This window comes from Sphingomonas cavernae, assembly GCF_003590775.1.
GTDB classification, from domain to species: Bacteria; Pseudomonadota; Alphaproteobacteria; order Sphingomonadales; family Sphingomonadaceae; genus Sphingobium_A; species Sphingobium_A cavernae.
In genome coordinates this window covers 584,672-603,024 of sequence record NZ_QYUM01000002.1, presented here as the reverse complement: position 1 = coordinate 603,024, position 18,353 = coordinate 584,672, and the positions used below count along the sequence as shown (strand labels likewise).

The following is an 18,353-nucleotide window of genomic DNA, read 5'->3' as shown; positions in this document are numbered from 1 at the left end:
CGCGACGGCGCTTCAAGCCCGTCACAACCGGGCGGCCGACGATAATCTCTGCGCATCCGCCGAGCATGGCATGCGGGGTAGGTGTAGGACAGCCGATATTCGGAGTGGCTCCATGACGGCCATCCCTGGACCCCGGCTTCCGCCGGGGTGCCGTTGTCGGTCGAAGCTATTTTCCCGCCCTGGTTGCGGGCGCCTTTTCCTGCGCAGCGGCGAAGGTGTCACCGAAGAAGCTGCCGGCATACCAGCGCGGTGCTATCGGTGCGTCGGCGATCGCCTTGGCGATGAGATAATTGATCTTCGCGAATTTGGCGCTCGCGTCCCAGTTGAAGGGCAGGTCGATCTGGTCGCTGACACGGTGGTAATGCGTCGACAGGAAGCTCTGGAACGCCTTTTCGCCGCCATTGGCGAAGCCCGTCATCAGGAAAATAGAGGGAATTCCCTGCTGGACGAAGCGATAATGGTCGGAGCGCGTGAACAGCCCTTCCTGTGGCAGCGGATCGGGCGACAGCTTCACACCCGCGCTGGCCGCGGCCTTTGCGGTGATCGGACCGAGCGTGGAATGTTCGGCGCCGAAGGCAATCACGTCGGTGAAATCGTAGAGCAGGATCGGCATGTCGAGATTGACGACGCCAACGACCTTGCCATCCTTGGTCAACGGATGACGCGCGAGATATTCGGAGCCGAGCAGCCCGTCCTCCTCCGCGGTCACCGCCGCGAACACGACGGGGCGTTTGGGCTTGTCGGGCGCGGCCGCCATGGCGCGCGCGACCTCGAGCATCGTGGCGATGCCTGCGGCATTGTCCATCGCGCCATTGTAGATCTTGTCGCCGTCCTTTGCGTCGCCCTTGACGCCCTCATGGTCGAGATGCGCCATCAGCAGCACATATTCGCCCGCGAGCGCAGGATCCGAGCCGGGGAGGACGGCCACGACATTGGGGCTGGTGAAGCGGCGTTGCTGAACCTCACGCTCCATCTTCACCACGGACTTGAGCGCGAAGCCCTTGGGCTTGCCGCCCTTCTTGTCGGCCTGTGCGAGGATCGTGGAAAGCGTCTTCGGCGCGCCCTTGAACAGCGCGTCGGCCGCGGGCGTGTTGAGCGTCGCAGTGAAGCGGATTTCGGGCGTGTCGCTGTGCGCCTTGCCTGCCGCATCGGCCCAGGCGATGTCGGGTTCATCGGCGAACTGGACGGTGCGCGCCCAAGGACGCAATTTCTGGCGCTCGAGCGTCTGGATCGAGATGACCCCGATCGCACCGCGCGCCGCCGCCATCTTGTTCTTTTCGGAAGCGAGGTGCGCGCCGATCTCGCTCGGCGTCCCCTTGGGCGCCCCGCTCAGCACCGCGACAATCTTGCCCTTCACATCGAGCCCGGCATAGTCGTCAAAGCCGAGTTCAGGCTTGTCGAGGCCGAAGCCGACAAACACCACCTCGCCCTGCATTGCGTCGCGCGCTTCGGAGGTCTCCGCGCCGATCAGCACGTCGCCCGCATTGGCAAAGCGCGTATTGCCGATGGTGATCGCGGCGCTGTCCCTGGCCTTCAGTTTCATTTCGACAAAGGGGACCTGCTGATACCAGCCGCCGTCGGCCGCAGGCTTCAGCCCCAGCGCCTCGAAGCGCGTGGCGACGTAACGCGCGGCGATGTCGTAGCCGCGGGTGCCCGCATCGCGGCCTTCAAGCAGATCATCGGCAAGGAATTCGACATGCGCCCTGACCGCTTCGGGTCGAAATTCGGGTTGCGCGTCCGATTGCGCGATCGCCGCGGTTGAGGCCGATACGAGCGCCAGCGCCGCGGCGATTGTCGGAAATTTCATTGCGTGTCCTTGGAGATGGTGTGTGTGATGGGACTGAGGCCTATCGCATATGCGTGCGGTGAGAAAGATGCAGATGAAACGAAAGTTGTCGCCCCAGCGCAGGCTGGGGCCCAAGCAATGCTGTGAAGCATATTGAAGGTTTGGGGCTCGCGTACGCATCGTCTGGGCCCCAGCCTGCGCTGGGGCGACGGGACGCAGATGATGGCAGGGCAGTTTGCCTTCGTCGGTCCCCGTCATACCTTTGCAGAAGCGCCGCTTGTCAGTGAGATGGCGGCTGCTATTGTCCCGGCAGGTTTCGAATAAGGATGTATTGATGCGTCATATGCTCGCCGGCCTGCTCGCCGTGCCCCTGATCGCGTTCTCGTCGTATTCCGCAAGCGCGCAGCCGGCCGAACCCGCGCCCGCTCCGGTCAGCAGTCTCATCAAGAAGGTCGACATACCCTATCAGGAATTCACGCTGGCCAACGGGCTGCGCGTGTTCGTCCACACCGACCGCAAGGCCCCGATCGTCGCGGTTTCGGTGTGGTACGATGTCGGGTCGAAGCATGAGCCCAAGGGCAAAACAGGCTTTGCGCATCTTTTCGAGCATCTGATGTTCAACGGTTCGGAGAACGCGCCGGGCGATTTCTTCGAGCCGCTCCAGCAGATCGGCGCCACCGATCTCAACGGCACCACCTGGTTCGACCGCACCAATTATTTCGAGTCGGTCCCCACAGCCGCGCTCGAGCGCACACTGTTCCTCGAATCCGACCGGATGGGGCATTTGCTCGGCGCGGTGACGCAGGAAAAGCTCACCAACCAGATCGGCGTCGTCCAGAACGAGAAGCGGCAGGGCGACAACCAGCCCTATGGCCTGGTCGAATATGCGCAGATCGCGGCGATGCTGCCTGCCGATCACCCCTATGGTCATTCCACGATCGGTTCGATGGCCGATCTCGACGCAGCGAGCCTTGAGGACGTCAAGAACTGGTTCCGCCAGCATTATGGCCCCAACAACGCCATCCTCGTGCTCGCGGGCGATATCGATGCGGCGACCGCAAAGCCGCTGGTCGAGAAATATTTCGGCGACATCGCGCGCGGGCCGCAACAGGCGAAGATCGCGTCGCCCGTGCCGACGCTCAGCGCGCGCAAGGATGAGGTGATGAAGGATCGGGTCGCGACGACGCGGCTCTATCGTGACTGGATCGTGCCCGGGCTCAACGATGCCGATGCGGTACCGCTTTCGGTGGGCGCGACGGTGCTTGGCGGGCTCGCCAGCTCGCGGCTCGACAATATTCTGGTGCGCGATGAGAAGCTGGCGGTGCGCGTCTCTGCGGAGCTGCAGCAGTTCGCACAATTGAGCATGTTCGAGGTTCAGGTCGATGTGAAGCCCGGCGTCGATGCCGCTGCAGTTTCGAAACGGCTCGATGCGATCCTCGCCGACTATTTCAAGAACGGTCCCAGCGCCGAAGAGGTGAAGCGCGTTGCCACCAGGACCGTGGCGAACCGCATCTCCGGCCTTGAATCGGTGGGCGGCTTTGGCGGCAAGGCGGTCGCGCTGGCCGAGGGCGAGCTCTATTCGGACGATCCCGAATTCTACAGGAAGCAGCTTGCCGGCTATGCCGCTGCGACGCCCGCGCAGGTGACCGCGGCGATGCAGAAATGGTTGAGCCGCCCGGTTTACGCGCTGACCGTCGTGCCCGGTGAGCGCGAAGCCTATGAGGAGGCCAAGGCGTCGCGCGGGACCTTCGCGCCGTCCTATTACAAGGCGCCCGCAAAGGGCGAAAAGCCCCTTGCGGCGCCCGCCAAGATCGCGCCCCTGGAAGCGACGGAAGGATCCGGGACATCCGCCCCGCTCGCGGCGGTCGACCGTTCCAAGCTGCCCGATGTCGGACCGATTGCGGATCTCGATTTCCCGACGGTGACGCGCGCGAAGCTCTCCAATGGCATCGAGATCGTCTATGCACACCGCGACGCGGTGCCGATCACGCAGGTGTCGCTGAGCTTCGATGCTGGCAACGCCGCCGATTCCAAAGCCAGGCTCGGCACCCAGTCGCTGATGCTGGCGCTGCTCGACGAGGGCACGACGACGCGCAACTCGGTGCAGATCGCCGAGCGGCAGGAAATCCTCGGCGCGTCGATCAGCAGCTATGCCTCGATGGACCGCACCTCGGTCAACCTCTTCGCGCTGTCGGACAATCTGGCGCCTTCGCTCGAACTCTATGCCGATATCGTCCGGAACCCGGCTTTCGCCCCAGCCGAGGTCGAGCGTCTGCGCGTCCAGCAGCTCGCGCGGATCTCGGACGAGATGACGCAGCCGCAGGGGCTGGCGCTCCGGACGCTGCCGCCGCTGCTCTATGGCAAGGCGCATCCTTACGGCGTTCCCTTCACGGGTACGGGCGATCCCAAGGCGGTGGAGAAAGTGAGCCGCGACGAACTGATCGCCTTCCACCGCGCGTGGTTCCGTCCCGAGAAAGCGACGATCTTCGTGGTGAGCGATCAGCCATTGGCGACGATTACCCCGTTGCTCGAGACGCGCTTTGGCCAGTGGGCGGCGACCGGCCCGGCGGGAGCGAAGAATTTCAGCGCCGCCATCCCCGCGCCCAAGCCCCGCATCGTTCTCGTCGATCGCAAGGATTCACCGCAGTCGCTGATCGTGGGCGGGCTCGTCCTGCCCTTGAAGGGCACCGAGGAGATCACGTCGCTGCTTTCGGCCAATGACGTGCTCGGCGGCAATTTCCTGTCGCGGATCAACATGGATCTGCGCGAAACCAAGGGCTGGTCCTATGGCGTGCGCGCGCAGGTCAACCGCGTCGTCGAACGGACGCCCTATCTGGTATTCGCGCCCGTCCAGGCCGACAAGACGGGGCCGTCGATCGCCGCGCTTCAGCAGCAGATCCGCGACTTCCTCGGAAGCAAGGGGGTGACGGCCGCGGAACTAGAACGCACGAGGAACGGCAGCATTCGCGAGCTTCCGGGCAGCTACGAAACCGCGGCCGACGTGCTCGGCGGGATCCAGCGCAATGTGCTCTACCGGCGTTCGGACGATTATTACGACACGCTCGCCGCACGCTATCGCGCGATGACAGCAGCCGAACTCGACAAGGCCGCGCGCGACGCGATCAAGGCGGACCAGATGGTCTGGGTCGTCGTCGGCGATGCCGCCAAGATACGCAGCCAGCTCGACGGGCTGGGACTTCCCGTCGAGGTCGTCCCCGCAGCGCAGTGATTTTTGACCAAGGGAGGATATGACATGGCTAATGTGGACGGCGCCTGGGATTGCGTCATCAAGTCGCCGTTGGGCGATCAGAAGGCGGTGCTGACGGTGAACAGCACCGGCGGCAGCTTTGTCGGCAACATGACCGGCGCGATGGGCGCGATGGACGTCGAGGACGGCAAGGTCGACGGCGATACGCTGAGCTGGAAGATGAACCTCAAGGTGCCCATGCCGATGACGCTCGACTGCACCGCCAGAATCGACGGCGACAGCATCACGGGCAGCGCGGGTGCAGGCGCGTTCGGCAGTTTCCCGCTGACGGGCACGCGTCAGGCGTAACGCATTCCCAAATCTTAACCGTCACCCCAGCGAAAGCTGGGGTCTCTTGTCGAATTCCGCGCGAACTCTTCGGGGGATGAGCATCGGGTTGAACATGCCCCGCATGTTCAAGGATCGTCCGGCGGACGATCCGGCCCGACGCTCTTTCGCTGGCATGACGGCAATAGGATTCAGAAAGTGTAGGCCACGCCGAACGCGCCGAACCACTGGTCGTCGTCGCCCGCTTCGCTCACCACCGGGCTGCGCTTGAAGTCGCCGAGCAGCTTGGTCCAGCCGCCTACTGCAAAGAGCGACCAGCCCGCGCGCAGATCGCCCTCGAGCGACTGCGCGCCGAGCAGATTGAGCGAGACGCTCTTGAAGCCGCCATCGGCATCGAACGTGGACAGGCCGCTCGCGGCGGAGCCCGCCGGGCTGACGCTGTAATAATAGCGCGCAAAGCCATCGCCCACATAGTCGGCGGACGCGCCGACCCCGACATAGGTCTGCTTGCTGAGTGGCGTGCCATATTCGATGGAGGGGGTGATGACATAGCTCTTGTGCGCGCTTGCGACATCGGCGGTGTAGGCCACACGGAAGGCCAGGCTGTCATAGGCGCTGGTGATCACGCCGGTCTTGCCGATACCGACATAGGCGCCGAGCTCGAAAGCGGGGTCGAGCTTGCCGAGCGCACGGACCTGCGCATCCTTGATGCTCGTCACGCGGTTGAGCCGCGCACCCACCACCGGCCCGAACGAGAGATCCAGCGTCTCCTCGGGCGCTTCACGCACCAGATCAGCATAGAATTGCAGCCCGCGCATGAAGAAGCTGTAGCCGTCAACCTTGCCGCGCACCTGTGCGCCCGGGATGATCTGGTAATCGTCCGAACCCTCGTAACTGGGGCCATAGGCAACCCCTCCGCCGAGCGTGACGGTATCGTCCTCTCGGGCGAGAGCGGGGGTGGACGCGCACAGGACAAGCAATGCCGCGACGCGCAATAAGGGTGGTCGACCTGTCATCCGGTATCCTTTCAGGTGCTACCCAACAGAAACGTGGCGCGACGTCAAATAGTTGCGCAACCGTCACCGATCACAGGAAATAGCGGAACCGGACGGTCTGCTTCACGGGCGCTGTTCCAACGGCGAAGCGCGCCGAATTGAAGCCGGGCGGGCCGAAGGTGATCACGGGGTTGCGCGAGAAGCCAAAGCCCTCGCGCGGGATGCCGGCAAAGGTATCGAGCCGGGCATTGGCGTTCTCGTCATGGATCACCGAAACGGCATAGTCGCCAGCCGCAAGCGCATCGAAACGCGTGCTGCGCTGCCCAGCTTTTAGCGTGCGGGTGATGGCGCTGCTGTCCGCCTTGCAATCCGGAAAGCCCTTGGGGTTGGCGGTGAGGCAGATCTGGATCAGCCCCTTGGCCGACCGCAACCCCTCAAAGTCGAGGTCAAGCGATCCCGGCGCCGTCGCCCCGCCGAGCACGGTCATGATCAGCACCGCGCCCGCGATCCGGCGGATCGAAGCGGCCAAGCCCATTGTCGGTGCCGCACAACCGATCCCAGACGCGGAAATAGAGCCCATAGTTGCACCTGTAATCCTGATGGTGCCGCTGATGATGGCTCGCGGTGATCAGCCAGCCCCCCAAAGGCCCTGAATGGACGAAACGCGGGAAGATTTCCCACCCCATGTGATTGGTCACACCCATAACCGTCATGATCGTGAGCACAAGCGCGAGCGCGCCGACATGGATCGGGATCAGAAAGACGAGCGCGGGAATGACCACCGCGCCGGTTAGCGCCTCGATCGGGTGGAAGCTCATCGCCGCCCATGCGGTGGGCGGGCGGCTGGCATGATGGACCGCGTGCGCGATGCGGAAGGGCTGCGGACGATGCATCCAGCGGTGCGTCCAGTAGAACCAGCTATCGTGCGCGGCGAGGTAGAGCAGCACCGATAGCGGCCAGTACCAGAGCGGCCATTCGCCAAGCGTCGAATAGATCCGCGTCCAGCCCCGGTTCTGCCAGCCCCAGGCGATGACACCCGCGGGGACGCCGTAAATTGCGGCGCTGGCGAGCGACCAGCCGATCTCGCGCCGCATCTGCGCATCAAGCCCGGCATAGAGCCCAGGATGGCGCAGCCGCGTCGCGAACGCGAAGCCGCCGCTCGCGACCAGATAGCGCACGCCAACGATGAGCGTCATCGCGAGCGCCGAAAGCGCGATGGCGCCAGCGATGCTCATCGCGGCACGATCGCCTCGATTGCCTGCGCGGCGATCGCCTCGAGCGTTTCGCGGGGTTGCCCGGCGCGCACCCGGACGCCGAGCGAATGGATGGCCGCGCCGACAAGCTGCGCGCGGCCTGCGCCGTCGGCAATGCCATCGCGCACGAACCAACGCGCGATCCGCGTGTCGACGAGGGCGAGGGTGCGATCAAGCGCCGCGCGAATATCCGCGTCCCGGACGGCTTCGGCGGAAGCGGTGCCGACGGCGAGGCAGCCGCGCGCACCATGCGGGCCCGCAAGATAGCTGGCGATCGACCAGGCGAAGAGCGCGGCGATCGTGTCGCGCAGGCCAAGCGCCTCGGCATCCAGTCGGTCGAAAGACTGGGCGATCGCGTCGTGCTGGCGCGCGAGCGCGGCCAGATACATAGCCTTTTTGTCGCCATAGGCGGCATAGAGGCTGGGACGGTTGAGCCCCGTCGCCGCGGCGATCTCGTCGAGCGAGGTTGCGGAATAGCCGCCATCGCGAAAGCAATCGGCGACAATGCCGAGTACCTGTTGCGCATCGAAGCTGCGCGGGCGTCCGCGGGCGGGTTTGTTCAATTTCTATGCCGTTTCGAAGACAAGTTCTGCGCGGTCAGTTTTCTGCGAAACGATACAAAATACAAGGCGCGTGCGATCAGTGCTTCACCCGGTGCACCACCGCGACGATCGCTGCGCCGATCGCGAGACCGACGATGCCCGCGCCGATGGCGCCGACAATCCATTCGACCGCGCCCCCCGCGAAGGGCATCGCGTGACCCGCAACCTCGGCGGTGTGATGAATGAAATGGGGGATCGTCTCGAGCCCGTATTGCTCGATCCCGTGAACGATGATCCCGCCGCCGACCCAGATCATCGCGGCGGTGCCGATCGTCGCCAGCGCCGAGAGCAGCCACGGCATCGCCTTGACGAGACCTCGACCGATCTGGCGCAGGACAGCGGACGGCTTTTCCGCGAGATGGAGCCCGATATCATCCATTTTCACGATCAGCGCGACGACGCCATAGACACCCAGCGTCACGAGCACACCGACCACCGCGAGCACCGTGCCCTGCGTCCAGATCGGCCGGTCGGCGACGTCGGCGAGCGCGATCGCCATGATCTCGGCCGAGAGGATGAAGTCGGTGCGGATCGCGCCGCTGACCTTTTGCTGCTCGAGATGCGCCGGATCATCGCTTTCAGCGACGCTTTCGCCGGCATCATGCCCGCCCTCGCCGAAAAGGGACTCGATCACCTTTTCGGCGCCCTCGAAGCAGAGATAGGCGCCACCCAGTATCAGCAATGGCGTGATCGCCCAAGGCGCGAAGGCGCTGAGGAGCAGTGCTGCGGGCAGCAGGAAGAGAAGCTTGTTCTTGAGCGAACCCAGCGCGATACGCCAGATCATCGGCAGTTCGCGATTGGGATGGAAGCCGACGACATAGCGCGGCGTGACCGCGGTATCGTCGATCACGACCCCCGCGGCCTTGGCGCCCGCCTTGCCAGCCGCCGCCGAGACATCGTCGACCGACGCGGCGGCGAGCTTGGCGATGCCTGCGACGTCGTCGAGCAGAGCGGCTAGTCCCGATGGCATGGTGCGGCTGATCCCCTTTTGCGCCCCGGTGAAGCCGAAAGTCGCGCAGCGCGACTCCAGCCCTTTGAGCTTTCACAAAAAGCTCTGTAGGGCCGGGGCCAAATGCCAAGCAAGACATCCTGTGACATTGCGATCGTCGGCGGCGGCCTCGCCGGCTCGTTGATCGCACTCGCGCTCCATGCGCGCCGCCCCGAACTCGACATCCGGCTGATCGAGACGAGCGCCGTCATCGGCGGCGATCATGTGTGGTCCTTTTTCGGCAGCGACGTCGCCGCCGAGCACCGCTGGCTCGTTGCTCCTGCGGTCGCGCATATGTGGCGCGGCCATGACGTCGCGTTTCCGGCGCACAGCCGATCGCTCGATGGGCGCTATTATGCGATCCTGTCCGAAACGCTCGACCGGCATGTCCGCGCGACGCTGCCCGCAAAGGCGCTGATGACCGAGCGGCGCGTTGCCGCGCTGACGCGATCGAGCGTGGTGCTGGCGGGCGGCGACCGGATACGTGCGCAGGGCGTGATCGACGCGCGCGGCGCGGCCGATTTGTCGGCGCTCGACCTCGGCTGGCAGAAGTTTGTCGGGCAGGAGCTGGTGCTGGCCGAACCGCACCTGCGCGACCGCCCGATGGTGATGGACGCAACGGTTGCGCAGCAGGACGGCTATCGCTTCGTCTATGCGCTGCCCTTTGGCGAGGAACGTGTCTTCGTCGAGGACACCTATTACAGCGATACCCCCGGCGTCGACGCGATGCGGTTGCGCGGGCGGATCGCCGATTATGCGCGGGCGCGCGGCTGGCTGGTCGATCATGTCGCGCGCGAAGAGACGGGCGTGCTTCCAGTCTGCATGGGCGGCGATTTCGAACGTTATTGGGACATGGGAGGCACACAGGTGCCCAAGGCGGGGATGCGCGCGGGGCTGTTTCACCCCACGACAGGCTATTCGTTGCCCGATGCGGTCCGCACCGCGATCCTGATCGCGGACATGCCCGATTTCGCGGGCGAGGCGCTGCACGACCGGCTGTTCGAACATGCGCGCGACGCGTGGCGAAGCCGCGGCTTTTACCGGCTGCTCAACAAGATGCTGTTTCGCGCCGCCGAGCCCGATCAACGCTACCGGATTCTGGAGCGCTTCTATCGGCTTGATCCCGCGCTGATATCCCGCTTCTATGCCGCGCGCTCGACGGGGCTCGACAAGCTCCGGATATTGAGCGGGAAACCGCCCGTGCCGATCGGACGGGCGATCGCGGCGGTCAGGGAGAAGCGCGCTTGAGCCTGGGGGGAAAGAGGGCGGCGATCATCGGGGCGGGTTTTGGCGGGCTTGCGCTCGCGATCCGCCTGCAATCGGCGGGCGTGGACACGACGATCATCGAGGCGCGCGACAAGCCCGGCGGGCGCGCCTATTACTGGGAAAGGGACGGCTTCACCTTCGATGCGGGCCCCACAGTCATCACCGATCCGCGTTGTCTGATCGAGCTGTGGGCATTGTCTGGACGTTCGATGTCGGACGATGTGACGCTCGAGCCCGTGTCGCCCTTCTACCGGCTCAACTGGCCCGACGGGACGCAGTTCGACTATTCGAACGACGAGACGCAGCTTCGCGCCGAGATCGCGCGGCTCAACCCGATGGATCTGCAGGGATACGAGAAGTTCCTCGACTATTCCGCCGGAGTGCACGCCGAAGGCTATGAGAAGCTGGGCGCCACCGCGTTCCTCGACTTTGCGACAATGATCAAGGCCGCACCCGCGCTGGCGCGCTATCAGGCCTGGCGATCGGTCTATTCGATGGTCTCGCACTTCGTCCAGAACGAAAAGCTGCGCGAGGCGCTGAGCTTCCACACGCTGCTCGTCGGCGGCAATCCGATGACGACGAGTGCGATCTACGCGCTCATCCACACCATCGAGAAGCGCGACGGTGTGTGGTTTGCCAAGGGTGGCACCAACCGGCTCGTTGCGGGCATGGTGACGCATTTCGAGCGGCTGGGCGGCACGCTGCGACTGGGCGATCCGGTGGCGCAGATCGAAACCGTGGGCGACCGCGTCTCGGGCGTGCGCACCGAAAGCGGCTGGCACATGGAGGCCGATGCGGTGGCGAGCAATGCCGACATCATGCACAGCTATCGCGACCTGCTCGGTGGCAATCGGCGTGGGGCACGCATGGCTGAAGCGCTGTCAGCCAAGCGCTTCTCTCCCTCGCTGTTCATCGTCCATTTCGGGATCAAGGGTACCTGGCCGGGGATCCCGCATCATTCGATACTGTTCGGCCCGCGCTATCGCGGACTGCTGACCGATATTTTCGACCACGGCGTGCTGAGCGAGGATTTCGCGCTCTACCTCCACCACCCGACGGTGACCGACCCATCGCTCGCACCCGAGGGACATTCGACCTTCTACGCGCTCGCGCCCGTCCCCCATCTCGGCAAGCTGCCCGTCGACTGGGGCGAGATCGGTCCGATCCTCGAGAAACGCATTCTCGACGAGATCGGGCGGCGGCTGATCCCCGACATTCATGAGCGGATCGTGACCAAATTCCATTATGCGCCGAGCGACTTTGCGGTCGATCTCCGCGCGCATCACGGCAGCGCCTTTTCGCTCGAGCCGATCCTGACGCAGAGCGCGTGGTTCCGTACGCACAACCGCGACGACGCGATTTCCAACCTTTACTTCACGGGCGCGGGCACGCATCCCGGTGCGGGCATCCCCGGCGTCGTTGCGAGCGCCAAGGCCACCGCCGGGTTGATGCTGGAGGATTTGAGACGATGACGAACTTCACGGTCTTTTGCGGTTCGAGCCCGGGCTTCGACCCGGCGCACCGCGAGGCCGCCGCCGCGCTCGGCCGCGAACTCGCGAGCGCGGGGATCGGGCTCGTCTATGGCGGCGGCAATGTCGGGCTGATGGGCGTGCTCGCGGATGCGGCGCTTGAGGCCGGCGGCGAGGTGATCGGCGTGATCCCGCAGGCGCTGGTCGAGCGCGAGCTCGCGCATCAGGGCTGCACCGAACTGCACATCACCGCCAATATGCACGAGCGCAAGGCGCTGATGGCCGAGCGCGCCGACGGCTTCATCGCGCTCCCCGGCGGGATCGGGACGATGGAGGAGCTGTTCGAGGTCTGGACCTGGGGACAGCTCGGCTATCATCCCAAGCCCTGCGCGCTGATCAATGTCGGCGGCTATTACGACGCGCTGATCGCGTTTCTCGACAATATGGTCGTGCAAGGTTTCCTGACGCAGGATCACCGTGACATGCTGATCGTCGCCGAAAGCGTCGCCGACCTCATTGACCTGCTGGCGGACTATGTTCCGCCGCAGACAGGCAAATGGATCGGCCGCAAGGACCTGTGACCGGCGCAAGCCGCGAGGCGCTCGTGGCGACCGCGGGCGAGAGTATCGCACGCGGTTCGCGCTCCTTCGCGCTGGCCAGCCGACTGTTCGACCGGACGACGCGCGAGCGCGCCTGGCTGCTCTATGCCTGGTGCCGCAAATGCGATGACCTTGCGGATGGGCAGGATCATGGCGGGGACATGGTCGCCGTTGCCGACCCCGAGACGCGGCTGGACTATATCAGCGCGATGACCGAGGCAGCGCTTTCGGGCCAGATAGCGGGCGAACCCGCCTTTGATGCGCTGGGCATCGTCGTGCGCGAATGCGCGATCCCGCATCATCTGCCGCTCGACCATATTCGGGGCTTCGCGCTCGATGCCGAGGACTGGCGCCCGCGCACTGAGCAGGACCTGCTGACCTATTGCTATCATGTCGCCGGCGTCGTCGGGGTGATGATGGCGCGTGTCATGGGTGTTGACCGCGAGGATACGGATACGCTCGATCGCGCCGCCGATCTCGGCATCGCCTTCCAGCTCGCCAATATCGCGCGCGATATCGAGGAGGATGACCGCGCGGCGCGCTGCTATCTGCCGCTCGACTGGCTGGTCGAACTCGACATTCCGCCTGGCGAGCAGATGAAGCCGCAATTCCGCCCGCGCCTGGCGGTGATGGCGAAATGGCTGGGGGAGATGGCTGCCGAGTATGAAGCGTCGGCGCGGAGCGGCGCCATGCGGCTGCCGTTCCGCGCGCGCTGGGCAGTGCTTGCGGCCGCGGGCATATATGGCGATATCGTGCGCACGGTCGTCGCGTCCGGCGATCACGGATGGGACCACCGCGTCGTGACGTCGCGTCGAGCCAAGCTGGGCTGGGTGGCGCGCGCGCTGGCGCAGGCGTTGGGAAAGCCATCGCGCGCGCATTCGCGTGACGGATTGTGGACGAGACCGAAGGAGCAGCCGTCATGAGCGGTGACCGCATCGAGGCGCTGCAAGTCGATATCACGCGGCTTGCGGTGGATGCCATCGTCAATGCCGCCAATTCGAGCCTGCTCGGCGGCGGCGGGGTGGATGGGGCGATCCACCGCGCGGCTGGCCCCGACCTGCTCGCTGAATGCGCCGCGCTGGGCGGATGCCCGACGGGCGAGGCGCGGATAACGCGGGGCTACAGGTTGCCTGCGCGCCATGTGATCCACACCGTAGGGCCCGTCTGGCGCGGCGGCGGGGCCGGGGAACCCGACCTGCTCGCATCCTGCTATCGCCGCAGCCTGACGCTCGCCACCGATTGCGGCGTTGCGAGCATTGCGTTTCCGGCGATCAGTTGCGGGATCTATGGCTATCCCGTCGATGCGGCGACCGCGATCGCGGTTCGCGAGGTGCGCGATTTTCTGGAGGTCGAGCCCCAGATCGAGCGGGTGATCTTCGCCTGTTTCGGCAGCGATGTGCTTGATGCCTATCGCCGGGCGCTGGCGGACTAGATCCGCGGTTCGGCGGCATCGGCCAGGCGGCGCCAGTGACCGAGCGCACGCCACAACAGGAAGACGCCGGCCGCCAGCAGCGCTGCAATCGCGATCAGCGCATAGGTGATCGATTCGAGCCAGGGCTCGAGCGCGTTGCGTGGCGGGGACGGGGGCAGCGCAACCAGTTTGCTTGCGCCCGTCCCTTGCGCCCGGGAAACGTCACCGCCTCGCGTTTCGGTATCGGGGGAGGACCGAGGATCATCGGGCAGCTCGGTCGGTTGGTGTGCCATGTCCATGCGCAGCCGCTGTTCGATGCTGCCCGATGGGATCGCGGCGATGGAGCCGATGATCGAAAGCGTCGCGATCAGGCTCAGCGCGACAATTATGGTGCGCGCAAGCCAGTCGAGCGCTCGCGTCACCCCGCGCGATCCTGTGCCGCTGGCGCTCGAACGCCCGCATGGCCGCGCGCCGCGAGCGTGGCCTTGAGCACCTCGGGACGCGGCGCCCAGAGGAAGCCGAAGCTGACCGTGCCCTCGCGGGTTTCGACCACATGATGCAGCCGGTGGGCTTGCACGATCCGCTTCATATAATCGGATTTCGGCAGATAGCGGTGATCGAGCCGCTTGTGCACGATCACGTCGTGAAAGCCGAAATAGATGGCGCCATAGCCCGCGATGCCCGCGCCAACCCATGTGGCCCAGTCGCCCCAGTCGAGCTGGACGCCGCCCAGCAGCAGCACGATCGAAGGGACCGCGAAAATCACCGCGTAGAGATCATTGAGCTCCCAATTGCCCGTACGCGGCCGGTGATGGCTCTTGTGGAGAAACCAGCCGGGCCCGTGCATCACCCAGCGATGCGCGGCATAGGCAAAGCCCTCCATCGCCGCGATGGTGGCGGCGAAAAGCAGGATGCCGAGTGACCAGTGCATGGGATGGATATAGGCGTCACACGCCTCTTCCGTCACCCTGAACTTGTTTCAGGGTCCATCTGTCCGTCTTGCGGGGTCTTCGATATGGATGCTGAAACAAGTTCAGCATGACGGAGTGTTAATGCGTTATAGCCATGTTTGCCTCATACCGCTGCTCGCGCTTTCGGCGTGCGCGACTCCGGAAACCCGGCTGCGCAATGGCCTGCAGGACGCGGGACTTTCGCCTGCCATGGCGTCGTGCATGGCCGATCGCATGGTCAACGAACTGTCGATTGCGCAATTGCGCCGCATCCAGTCGCTGGGCAGTCTGAAGGGCGATCGCATCAGCGATCTTTCCGCTACGGAATTCCTCCACAAGGTCCGCGCCTTGCGCGACCCCGAGATACTTGCCGAGACGAGCAAGGCCGCCGCCGGCTGCGCGCTGGGGTTTTGAACCCCAAAGCGGGGGGTTTCCTTCGTGGCCCAGCTATGCTTAAGCCGCCAGCGACTCTCCCTGTTGCAATGCGGAAAGGCTTGGATCGCCCATGAACATCCACGAATATCAGGCGAAGGAATTGCTCGCGAAGTTCGGCGTGCCCGTTCCCGCCGGCCATGCGGCCCTCTCGGTCGAGGAAGCGGTCGAGGCCGCCAAGAAGCTCCCCGGGCCGCTCTATGTCGTGAAGGCGCAGATCCATGCGGGCGGCCGCGGCAAGGGCAAGTTCGTCGAGCTCGGCCCCGACGCCAAGGGCGGCGTCCGCCTGGCCAAGACGCTCGACGAGGTGAAGGCGCATGCGACCGACATGCTCGGCAACACGCTGGTCACCATCCAGACGGGCGAAGCCGGCAAGCAGGTCAACCGCCTGTACGTGACCGACGGCGTCGACATCGAGAAGGAATTCTACCTCGCGGTTCTCGTCGATCGCGCCACTGGTCGCGTTGCGATGGTCGTCTCGACCGAAGGCGGCATGGACATCGAGACCGTCGCACACGACACGCCCGAGAAGATCCACACGCTCGACATCGATCCCGCCACGGGCTTCATGCCGCACCACGGCCGTGCGGTTGCCGCGGCGCTGGGGCTGACCGGCGACCTCGCCAAGCAGGCGCAGAATGTTGCGGCCAAGCTCTATGACGCGTTCCTCGGCACCGACGCCGCGCAGATCGAGATCAATCCGCTGGCGATCACCGGCGACAACAAGCTGATGGTGCTCGACGCCAAGGTCGGTTTCGACTCGAACGCGCTGTTCCGCCACAAGGACCTGATGGAACTCCGCGACGAAACCGAGGAGGATCCGATGGAGCTCGAGGCGTCGAAGCACGACCTCGCCTATATCAAGCTCGACGGCGATATCGGCTGCATGGTCAACGGCGCGGGCCTTGCCATGGCGACGATGGACATCATCAAGCTCAATGGCGCTTTTCCTGCCAACTTCCTCGACGTCGGCGGCGGCGCGAGCAAGGAGAAGGTGACTTCGGCGTTCAAGATCATCCTTTCCGATCCCGCGGTGAAGGGCATCCTCGTCAACATCTTCGGCGGCATCATGCGCTGCGACATCATCGCCGAGGGCATCGTCGCCGCAGCGAAGGAAGTGCACCTCTCTGTACCGCTGGTCGTGCGCCTCGAGGGTACAAATGTCGCCGAGGGCAAGAAGATCCTGTCCGAATCGGGGCTTGATATCGTTCCCGCCAACGATCTTGGCGATGCCGCGAAGAAGATCGTGGCGCAGGTAAAGGTAGCCGCCTGAACATCCTCCCCGGGGAAGTTTGAGCGAAGCAAGGAAGGCAAGAGCCATGAAAGTGCTGGTCCCGGTCAAGCGGGTGCTTGACTATAATGTGAAGCCGCGCGTGAAAGCGGATGGCACGGGCGTCGATCTGGCGAACGTGAAAATGTCGATGAACCCCTTCGACGAAATTTCGGTCGAGGAAGCGATCCGCCTGAAGGAAAAGGGCGCCGCGACCGAGATCATCGTGGTGTCGATCGGCGAGGCCAAGGCGCAGGAAACGCTGCGCACGGCGCTGGCGATGGGCGCAGACCGCGCGATCCTGATCACCGCTGAGGGCGAGGTCGAGCCGCTGGCGGTGGCCAAGCTGCTCGCCAAGGTCGTCGAGGCCGAGGCGCCTGAGCTGGTGATCCTCGGCAAGCAGGCGATCGACGACGACAGCAACCAGACCGGCCAGATGCTCGGCGCACTGCTGGGCTGGGGTCAGGGCACGTTCGCGTCGAAGCTCGAGCTCGAGGCCGGCCAGGCCAAGGTGACGCGCGAGGTCGATGGCGGTCTCGAGACCGTGTCGCTGAAGCTGCCCGCGATCGTGACGACCGATCTTCGCCTCAACGAGCCGCGCTATGCTTCGCTCCCCAACATCATGAAGGCCAAGTCCAAGCCGCTCGAGCAGAAGACCCCGGCCGACTACGGCGTCGACACGGCCCCGCGTCTCAAGACTTTGAAGGTCACCGAGCCGCCCGTGCGCCAGGCAGGCGTCAAGGTGGCCGATGTCGATGAACTGGTTGCGAAACTCAAGGCTCTGGGAGTGGCGGCATGAGCGTCCTCGTCCTCGTCGAACATGACAATGCGTCCGTGAAGGACGCGACCCTTGCGGCGGTTACCGCCGCATCCAAGCTGGGCGAAGTCCATGCGCTGGTCGCTGGGCAGGGCGCGCAGGGCGCCGCCGATGCCGCCGCCAAGATCGCGGGCGTGGCCAAGGTGCTGCTCGCGGACGACGCGGCCTATGGCCATGCGCTCGCCGAGAACGTCGCACCGCTGGTCGCCGACCTGATGGCCGGTTACGACGCGTTCGTCGTGCCCGCCACCTCGAACGGCAAGAACATCGCGCCGCGCGTCGCAGCACTTCTCGACGTCGCGCAAATCTCGGACATCCTCTCGGTCGAGAGCGCCGATACCTTCACGCGTCCGATCTATGCGGGCAACGCGATCGCAACGGTGCAGTCGAGCGACGCCAAGAAGGTGATCACTGTGCGCGGCACTGCCTTTGAAAAGGCAGCGACCACGGGCGGTTCGGCTGCGGTCGAGAGCGTTTCGGGCAAGGGCGATGCGGGTCTGTCGAGCTTCGTCGGCGCCGAGATCGCCAAGTCCGAGCGTCCCGAACTGACGAGCGCCAAGGTGATCGTCTCGGGCGGCCGCGCGCTGGGATCCTCCGAGCAGTTCCACGCGGTCATCGATCCGCTCGCCGACAAGCTCGGTGCAGCGGTCGGCGCGAGCCGCGCCGCAGTCGATGCGGGCTATGCGCCCAACGACTATCAGGTCGGGCAGACGGGCAAGATCGTCGCCCCCGAGGTCTATGTCGCGGTGGGCATCTCCGGTGCGATCCAGCACCTCGCCGGCATGAAGGATTCCAAGGTCATCATCGCCATCAACAAGGACGAGGACGCACCGATCTTCCAGGTCGCCGACATCGGCCTCGTCGGCGATCTCTTCAAGATCGTGCCCGAGCTGACCGGCAAGCTCTGACGCGAAACACGCATTTCGACACGGAAAGGGCCTCGGCGAAAGCCGGGGCCTTTTTCGTTTGCGTCCAGCGCA

Annotated in this window: 19 protein-coding genes; 11 read left to right on the top strand and 8 right to left on the bottom strand. The window is 65.0% G+C overall.

Annotation, left to right across the window (positions count from 1 at the left end; all coding sequences use genetic code 11):
* Positions 1 to 166: 166 nt before the first annotated feature.
* Entirely contained in the window at positions 167 to 1,807 is a 1,641-nt protein-coding gene (locus tag D3876_RS03125) for a M28 family metallopeptidase (RefSeq protein WP_119759630.1), read from the bottom strand.
* A gap of 313 nt (positions 1,808 to 2,120) precedes the next feature.
* Here D3876_RS03125 and D3876_RS03120 point away from each other — a divergent pair, with 313 nt between their 5' ends.
* Together D3876_RS03120 and D3876_RS03115 are read left to right on the top strand one after the other, a co-directional pair.
* Positions 2,121 to 5,015: a M16 family metallopeptidase gene (locus D3876_RS03120; protein WP_420801932.1), complete on the top strand. Its 2,895-nt coding sequence runs from the start codon at positions 2,121 to 2,123 to the stop codon at positions 5,013 to 5,015.
* A gap of 24 nt (positions 5,016 to 5,039) precedes the next feature.
* Entirely contained in the window at positions 5,040 to 5,342 is a 303-nt protein-coding gene (locus D3876_RS03115; protein ID WP_119759629.1) for a hypothetical protein, read from the top strand.
* 170 nt (positions 5,343 to 5,512) lie between these two features.
* Here D3876_RS03115 and D3876_RS03110 read toward each other — a convergent pair whose 3' ends face one another.
* The 5 genes from D3876_RS03110 to D3876_RS03090 all read right to left on the bottom strand — a co-directional run bounded on the left by D3876_RS03110 (position 5,513) and on the right by D3876_RS03090 (position 9,141).
* Positions 5,513 to 6,337, bottom strand: coding sequence for a MipA/OmpV family protein (locus tag D3876_RS03110; protein ID WP_119759628.1), 825 nt, complete (start codon positions 6,335 to 6,337; stop codon positions 5,513 to 5,515).
* Between the two features lie 70 nt (positions 6,338 to 6,407).
* Entirely contained in the window at positions 6,408 to 6,803 is a 396-nt protein-coding gene (locus D3876_RS03105) for a DUF2141 domain-containing protein (RefSeq protein ID WP_238475216.1), read from the bottom strand.
* The gene (locus tag D3876_RS03100; RefSeq protein ID WP_420801931.1) at positions 6,763 to 7,551 is read right to left on the bottom strand and encodes a sterol desaturase family protein; all 789 of its coding nucleotides are present in this window, start codon (positions 7,549 to 7,551) and stop codon (positions 6,763 to 6,765) included. The genes D3876_RS03105 and D3876_RS03100 overlap by 41 nt, the downstream gene beginning before the upstream one ends.
* Complete coding sequence (locus D3876_RS03095; RefSeq protein ID WP_119759627.1) at positions 7,548 to 8,132, bottom strand: TetR/AcrR family transcriptional regulator; 585 nt, start codon at positions 8,130 to 8,132, stop codon at positions 7,548 to 7,550. The genes D3876_RS03100 and D3876_RS03095 overlap by 4 nt, the downstream gene beginning before the upstream one ends.
* Before the next feature lie 76 nt (positions 8,133 to 8,208).
* Positions 8,209 to 9,141, bottom strand: a complete 933-nt coding sequence (locus D3876_RS03090) for a DUF808 domain-containing protein (RefSeq protein WP_119759626.1) — start codon at positions 9,139 to 9,141, stop codon at positions 8,209 to 8,211.
* Between the two features lie 102 nt (positions 9,142 to 9,243).
* On the opposite strand from D3876_RS03090, the gene crtY reads away from it, so the two are divergent.
* The 5 genes from crtY to D3876_RS03065 are packed head-to-tail and all read left to right on the top strand — an operon-like array spanning position 9,244 to position 13,925.
* Positions 9,244 to 10,407 (top strand): lycopene beta-cyclase CrtY, encoded by a 1,164-nt coding sequence (gene crtY / locus D3876_RS03085; RefSeq protein WP_119759625.1) that lies wholly within the window; start codon positions 9,244 to 9,246, stop codon positions 10,405 to 10,407.
* Positions 10,404 to 11,897: a phytoene desaturase gene (locus D3876_RS03080; protein WP_238475215.1), complete on the top strand. Its 1,494-nt coding sequence runs from the start codon at positions 10,404 to 10,406 to the stop codon at positions 11,895 to 11,897. Before crtY ends, D3876_RS03080 begins: the two co-directional genes overlap by 4 nt.
* The gene (locus D3876_RS03075) at positions 11,894 to 12,475 is read left to right on the top strand and encodes an LOG family protein (protein WP_119759624.1); all 582 of its coding nucleotides are present in this window, start codon (positions 11,894 to 11,896) and stop codon (positions 12,473 to 12,475) included. Before D3876_RS03080 ends, D3876_RS03075 begins: the two co-directional genes overlap by 4 nt.
* Positions 12,451 to 13,416 (top strand): phytoene/squalene synthase family protein, encoded by a 966-nt coding sequence (locus tag D3876_RS03070; RefSeq protein ID WP_119759623.1) that lies wholly within the window; start codon positions 12,451 to 12,453, stop codon positions 13,414 to 13,416. The genes D3876_RS03075 and D3876_RS03070 overlap by 25 nt, the downstream gene beginning before the upstream one ends.
* Positions 13,413 to 13,925: an O-acetyl-ADP-ribose deacetylase gene (locus tag D3876_RS03065; protein ID WP_119759622.1), complete on the top strand. Its 513-nt coding sequence runs from the start codon at positions 13,413 to 13,415 to the stop codon at positions 13,923 to 13,925. The genes D3876_RS03070 and D3876_RS03065 overlap by 4 nt, the downstream gene beginning before the upstream one ends.
* On the opposite strand, the gene D3876_RS03060 is transcribed toward D3876_RS03065, so the two are convergent.
* Positions 13,922 to 14,326 carry a hypothetical protein gene (locus tag D3876_RS03060; protein ID WP_119759621.1) on the bottom strand — a complete coding sequence of 135 codons (405 nt, stop codon included), beginning with the start codon at positions 14,324 to 14,326 and terminating at the stop codon, positions 13,922 to 13,924. The two genes, D3876_RS03065 and D3876_RS03060, sit on opposite strands and share 4 nt — an antisense overlap.
* Entirely contained in the window at positions 14,323 to 14,835 is a 513-nt protein-coding gene (locus D3876_RS03055) for a sterol desaturase family protein (RefSeq protein WP_119760955.1), read from the bottom strand. The genes D3876_RS03060 and D3876_RS03055 overlap by 4 nt, the downstream gene beginning before the upstream one ends.
* A 121-nt stretch (positions 14,836 to 14,956) precedes the next feature.
* On the opposite strand from D3876_RS03055, the gene D3876_RS03050 reads away from it, so the two are divergent.
* The 4 genes from D3876_RS03050 (at position 14,957) to D3876_RS03035 (ending at position 18,281) form a co-directional block, all read left to right on the top strand.
* Complete coding sequence (locus D3876_RS03050; protein WP_119759620.1) at positions 14,957 to 15,268, top strand: hypothetical protein; 312 nt, start codon at positions 14,957 to 14,959, stop codon at positions 15,266 to 15,268.
* 91 nt (positions 15,269 to 15,359) lie between these two features.
* On the top strand, positions 15,360 to 16,559 hold the full coding sequence (sucC, locus tag D3876_RS03045; protein ID WP_119759619.1) for an ADP-forming succinate--CoA ligase subunit beta: 1,200 nt from the start codon (positions 15,360 to 15,362) through the stop codon (positions 16,557 to 16,559).
* A gap of 46 nt (positions 16,560 to 16,605) precedes the next feature.
* A complete protein-coding gene (locus tag D3876_RS03040; RefSeq protein WP_119759618.1) occupies positions 16,606 to 17,355 on the top strand; it encodes an electron transfer flavoprotein subunit beta/FixA family protein in 750 nt (249 codons plus the stop codon).
* Complete coding sequence (locus tag D3876_RS03035) at positions 17,352 to 18,281, top strand: electron transfer flavoprotein subunit alpha/FixB family protein (protein WP_119759617.1); 930 nt, start codon at positions 17,352 to 17,354, stop codon at positions 18,279 to 18,281. Before D3876_RS03040 ends, D3876_RS03035 begins: the two co-directional genes overlap by 4 nt.
* The last annotated feature ends 72 nt before the right edge of the window (positions 18,282 to 18,353 follow it).

Excerpts from the sequence above, each read along its gene's own strand:
- D3876_RS03125 (WP_119759630.1), bottom strand. The coding sequence starts at position 1,807 with ATGAAATTTCCGACAATCGCCGCGGCGCTGGCGCTCGTATCGGCCTCA.
- D3876_RS03120 (WP_420801932.1), top strand. The coding sequence starts at position 2,121 with ATGCGTCATATGCTCGCCGGCCTGCTCGCCGTGCCCCTGATCGCGTTC.
- D3876_RS03115 (WP_119759629.1), top strand. The coding sequence starts at position 5,040 with ATGGCTAATGTGGACGGCGCCTGGGATTGCGTCATCAAGTCGCCGTTG.
- D3876_RS03110 (WP_119759628.1), bottom strand. The coding sequence starts at position 6,337 with ATGACAGGTCGACCACCCTTATTGCGCGTCGCGGCATTGCTTGTCCTG.
- D3876_RS03105 (WP_238475216.1), bottom strand. The coding sequence starts at position 6,803 with ATGACCGTGCTCGGCGGGGCGACGGCGCCGGGATCGCTTGACCTCGAC.
- D3876_RS03100 (WP_420801931.1), bottom strand. The coding sequence starts at position 7,551 with ATGAGCATCGCTGGCGCCATCGCGCTTTCGGCGCTCGCGATGACGCTC.
- D3876_RS03090 (WP_119759626.1), bottom strand. The coding sequence starts at position 9,141 with ATGCCATCGGGACTAGCCGCTCTGCTCGACGACGTCGCAGGCATCGCC.
- crtY (WP_119759625.1), top strand. The coding sequence starts at position 9,244 with ATGCCAAGCAAGACATCCTGTGACATTGCGATCGTCGGCGGCGGCCTC.
- D3876_RS03075 (WP_119759624.1), top strand. The coding sequence starts at position 11,894 with ATGACGAACTTCACGGTCTTTTGCGGTTCGAGCCCGGGCTTCGACCCG.
- D3876_RS03070 (WP_119759623.1), top strand. The coding sequence starts at position 12,451 with ATGGATCGGCCGCAAGGACCTGTGACCGGCGCAAGCCGCGAGGCGCTC.
- D3876_RS03065 (WP_119759622.1), top strand. The coding sequence starts at position 13,413 with ATGAGCGGTGACCGCATCGAGGCGCTGCAAGTCGATATCACGCGGCTT.
- D3876_RS03055 (WP_119760955.1), bottom strand. The coding sequence starts at position 14,835 with ATGCACTGGTCACTCGGCATCCTGCTTTTCGCCGCCACCATCGCGGCG.
- D3876_RS03050 (WP_119759620.1), top strand. The coding sequence starts at position 14,957 with ATGCGTTATAGCCATGTTTGCCTCATACCGCTGCTCGCGCTTTCGGCG.
- sucC (WP_119759619.1), top strand. The coding sequence starts at position 15,360 with ATGAACATCCACGAATATCAGGCGAAGGAATTGCTCGCGAAGTTCGGC.
- D3876_RS03040 (WP_119759618.1), top strand. The coding sequence starts at position 16,606 with ATGAAAGTGCTGGTCCCGGTCAAGCGGGTGCTTGACTATAATGTGAAG.
- D3876_RS03035 (WP_119759617.1), top strand. The coding sequence starts at position 17,352 with ATGAGCGTCCTCGTCCTCGTCGAACATGACAATGCGTCCGTGAAGGAC.